The organism is Streptomyces sp. NPDC004561 (genome assembly GCF_053602155.1).
This window is the reverse complement of the sequence record NZ_JBSGDB010000650.1, coordinates 1-4045: the sequence shown is the minus strand read 5'-3', so window position 1 is coordinate 4045 and position 4045 is coordinate 1. Positions and strand designations below refer to the sequence as shown.

Genomic DNA, 4045 nt, shown 5'->3' with positions numbered 1-4045 from the left:
CGCCGAGCACGAAGGCCACATCGTCGCGGTCCGCCAGGGCAACGCGCTCGCCACGTCGTTCCACCCGGAACTGACCGGCGACCACCGCGTGCACTGCCTCCTCGCCGACATGGCCGCTCCTCACCGGCACCGTCGACGTCCAGGGCCCTGAGCGGCTGAACGTGTGCACGCGGCGTAAGCGGCCGGCTCGGCGCGCCGGTCGCCGCGACTGGCTAGGGTTTCGGTGTGACCGACAGCAGCGGGCGGCCGATCGCCGTGTTCGACCTCGACAACACCCTGGCGGACACCGCCCACCGGCAGCACTTCCTCGAGGCGCGGCCGAAGAACTGGGGGGCGTTCTTCGCGGCCGCGCCGCAGGATCCGCCGCTCGCCGAGGGCCTCGCGCTGGCCGCGGAGAGCGCCCGGGAGTGCGAGGTCGTCTATCTCACCGGCCGCCCGGAGCGCTACCGGCGGGACACGCTGGACTGGCTCGCGGCCCATGGGCTGCCCGAGGGACGCGTGCACATGCGCGGCAACGCCGACCGCCGGCCCGCCCGGTTCACCAAGCTGGAGATCCTGCGCCGGCTCGCCCGGGACCGTGAGGTGCGGGTCCTCGTCGACGACGACGAGCTGGTGTGCGACGACGCCGAGCGCGCCGGATTCACCGTCGTACGGGCCCGCTGGGCCGCGAAGTCCGAGGCGCTCCAGGAGGCGCAGGAGCGGGAGGGCCGTACCTGACGCCGGGGCGGGTCAGTCCCCGTCCTCGATGCGGAAGCCCACCTTGAGGCCCACCTGGTAGTGCTCGATCTGCCCGTTCTCGATCTGGCCGCGGACCTGCGTCACCTCGAACCAGTCCAGGTTGCGCAGCGTCTGGCCGGCGCGGGCGATGCCGTTGCGGATGGCCTGGTCGATGCCCTCGTGCGAGGTGCCGACGATCTCGGTGACCCGGTAGGTGTGGTTCGTCATGAGGGGGCTCCTTGCCGCCGTTGGTCACGCCGTACTCCACCGTGCCGCATACCCGCCAATCCCGCACGGCGTCACCGCGGAACTACGGACAGCACTTGACCTCCGCATTGGTCCATACCAAAATCCAGCACACCCGTACGAGCGTCTCCGCTCGTCCCCCCACGTCGGGTCTTCACCCCTGTCCGCACGCCCATGCCAGACAGAACAGGACCCCTCGTGAGACGTCGTCTGCTCGCCCTCATCTGTGTCACCGGTTCCCTCGTCAGCGGCTGCGGGATGCTCCCGGGCGGACACGAGCGCAAGACCGTCACCGTGTGGCTGATGAAGGACAGCGCATCCAAGGAGTTCCTCCAGCGGTTCACCGCGGACTTCGAACGCACCCATGGGGACCTGCGGTTGGACATCCGCATCCAGGAGTGGACCGGCATCGTCCAGAAGGTCCGCAAGGCGCTCGACCACGACTCCGGCGACGGGCCCGACGTCATCGAGGTCGGCAACACCCAGGTGCCCCTGTACGCGGACGGCGGCCGGCTCGCCGACCTGACCCTGGAGTCGATGCGCGACTGGGGCAAGGACAAGTGGCTGCCCGGCCTCGCCCAGCCCGGCAAGGAGGGCAACCAGCAGTTCGGGATCCCCTGGTACGCGGCCAACCGCGTCGTCATCTACCGCAAGGACCTCTTCGAGCAGGCCGGCATCACCCGCCCGCCGAGGACCCGCGACGAATGGCTCGCCGACACCGAGAGGCTCGACACCGGCGGCGACCAGGGCATCTACCTCGCCGGGCAGGACTGGTACACGCTCTCGGGGTTCATCTGGGACGAGGGCGGCGACCTCGCCGAGCGGAAGGACGACTACAACTGGAAGGGCACCCTGGACACGCCGGCCGCGCTGCGCGGCATGGACTTCTACCGGCGGCTGCAGGCGCTGGGCTCGGGACCCAGGGGCGCCGACGAGGAACACCCGCCCCAGGCGGGCGTGTTCGCGGGCGGCAAGGTGGCCCAGATCATCGCCGTACCGGGGCTCGCCCAGGCCATCGTGCGGCAGAACCCGGGACTCAAGGACAAGCTCGGCTTCTTCCCGGTGCCCGGCAGGACCGCGGCCCGGCCCGGCACCGTGTTCACCGGCGGCTCCGACCTGGTCGTCCCGCAGCGCACCAGGGACCAGTTCGCCGCGACCGCCGTCGTCGGGGCGCTCACCGGCGCCAAGTGGGACACCGAACTCGCCCGCACCATGAACTACGTGCCCAACAAGACCACCCTGGCCGGCGCGGTCGCCGGCGAGGAGGGGGTCGCCGCCATGGCCGCGGGCGCGGCGCACGGCAGGGCGACCCCCAACACCCCTCAGTGGGCGGACGTCGAGGCCGACAACCCGATCAAGGAGTACATGACCAGGGTGCTCACCGGAGCCGACCCGGCGACCGAGGCCCGCCGGGCCTCCCGGAAGCTCACCCAGGAACTCACCCCGGACCTCTGACCGTACGGCTCGCTCACCGCACCACGCTCAGGGACAGCGCGAAGCGGTCCTGAGAGTCCGTCCACCAGTGCGTCAACTCCAGGCCGGCATCGCCCAGTTCCCGGGCCACCCCGGCCCGGCGGAACTTCGCCGACACCTCGGTGCGCAGCTCCTCGCCGGCCGCGAAGTCCACGGCGAGGTCCAGCGCGGGCACCTTCACGGTCTGCGCGGTACGCGAGCGCAGCCGCATCTCGATCCACTCCTGCCCGGCGTCCCACACCGCCACGTGGTCGAAGGCGTCCGGGTCGAAGTCGGCGCCCAGCTCGCGGTCGATGACGGACAGCACGTTCTTGTTGAACGCGGCCGTCACCCCGGCCGCGTCGTCGTACGCCCGGACCAGCACCTCCTCGTCCTTGACCAGGTCGGTGCCGAGCAGCAGCCCGTCGCCGGGGGCGAGCAGGGCGCGCACCGAGGACAGGAACTTGGCGCGTTCGGCGGGCAGCAGGTTGCCGACGGTGCCGCCGAGGAACGCCACCAGCCGGGGTCCGGGCGTGCCGGGCAGGCTGAGCGGCGCGGTGAAGTCCGCGATCAGCGCGTGGACTTCGAGATCCGGGCGCTCCTCGACGAGCGCCTGCCCGGCCTGGGCGAGGGCGCTCTCGCTGACGTCGACGGGGATGTACGCGGCGAGCGAGGGGAGCGCGTCGATCAGGTAGCGCGTCTTCTCCGAGGAGCCCGAGCCCAGTTCGACCAGCGTCCGGGCGCCGCTCGCGGCGGCGATCTCGGTGGACCGGGCGGCCAGGATCTCCCGCTCGGCCCGGGTGGGGTAGTACTCGGGCAGCTCGGTGATCTGCTCGAACAGCTCGCTGCCACGCGCGTCGTAGAACCACTTCGGCGGCAGCGACTTGGGGGTGACGGTCAGGCCGCTGCGGACGTCGGCGCGCAGCGCGGCGTCCGTCGCGTCCTCGGGGAGGGTGCGAGTGACGTGCAGGGGACTCACGTACAGGGCTCCTTCGGTGGGAGTGCCGCCGGATCCTCCAGCGGGGCGAGCAGCACGCCGGCGCGGCTCGCGGTGAGCACGGTGCGGTCGGGGACCTCCTGCCAGAGCGGGTCGTCGTCGTACGGTTCGGAGGCGACGACCGTGCTGAGGCCGGGCTCGGTGCGGTACCAGAGGCTGTCGCCCCAGGCGGTGGCGGCGATCGTGGCGCCGTCCGTCAGCAGCAGGTTGAGCCGGGAGGCGGGGGCGGCCCGGGCGAACCGGAGGACGGTGTCGCCGAGGGCCTGGTCCAGGTCGTCACCGGACCGCAGCCGGTGCAGGACCAGCGCCCACACGAACGCCGAGTCGTTGCGGGCCGGCAGCGACAGCAGGTCGACCGGCGGCAGCGCGGACACCAGGGGTGCCGCCGCGTCCGGCCAGCCCGCTATGGCGCCGTTGTGGCTGAACAGCCAGCGCCCCGACGCGAACGGCGCCGCCGATGCCTCGGCGTCCGCGCCCGCGTGGGTCGCGTCCCGGACGGCGGCCAGCACGGCACCGGAGCGCACCACCCGCGCCAGGTCGGCGCCGCGCTCGGCCTCGTCGGCGTCGACTTGCACGGCGAGACGAAGCTGCTGGACGGCTCGAACCGCACCGCACCGTCTCTGAACGCCAACG

At 72.3% G+C, this 4045-nt stretch carries 5 protein-coding genes and 1 pseudogene; 3 read left to right on the top strand and 3 right to left on the bottom strand.

Annotated elements, in window-relative coordinates:
- Window positions 1–151 (top strand): annotated as a pseudogene (locus ACWEN3_RS42830) (hypothetical protein); the annotation flags it as partial.
- 74 nt (window positions 152–225) lie between these two features.
- Complete coding sequence (locus tag ACWEN3_RS42825) at window positions 226–717, top strand: phosphatase domain-containing protein (protein WP_452983068.1); 492 nt, start codon at window positions 226–228, stop codon at window positions 715–717.
- Window positions 718–729: 12 nt separating this feature from the next.
- Here the strand turns inward: ACWEN3_RS42825 and ACWEN3_RS42820 are convergent, their stop codons facing one another.
- Window positions 730–945, bottom strand: a complete 216-nt coding sequence (locus ACWEN3_RS42820) for a dodecin (RefSeq protein ID WP_452983065.1) — start codon at window positions 943–945, stop codon at window positions 730–732.
- Between the two features lie 216 nt (window positions 946–1161).
- On the opposite strand from ACWEN3_RS42820, the gene ACWEN3_RS42815 reads away from it, so the two are divergent.
- Complete coding sequence (locus ACWEN3_RS42815; RefSeq protein ID WP_452983062.1) at window positions 1162–2418, top strand: extracellular solute-binding protein; 1257 nt, start codon at window positions 1162–1164, stop codon at window positions 2416–2418.
- 13 nt (window positions 2419–2431) lie between these two features.
- Here the strand turns inward: ACWEN3_RS42815 and egtD are convergent, their stop codons facing one another.
- Window positions 2432–3394, bottom strand: coding sequence for an L-histidine N(alpha)-methyltransferase (gene egtD, locus ACWEN3_RS42810; protein ID WP_452983059.1), 963 nt, complete (start codon window positions 3392–3394; stop codon window positions 2432–2434).
- The coding region (locus ACWEN3_RS42805) for a class II glutamine amidotransferase (protein WP_452983056.1) at window positions 3391–4045 on the bottom strand (655 nt) is incomplete at its 5' end. The genes ACWEN3_RS42805 and egtD, both read right to left, overlap by 4 nt.

Coding starts and splice junctions, on each gene's coding strand:
- ACWEN3_RS42820 (WP_452983065.1), bottom strand. CDS start 945: ATGACGAACCACACCTACCGGGTCACCGAGATCGTCGGCACCTCGCAC.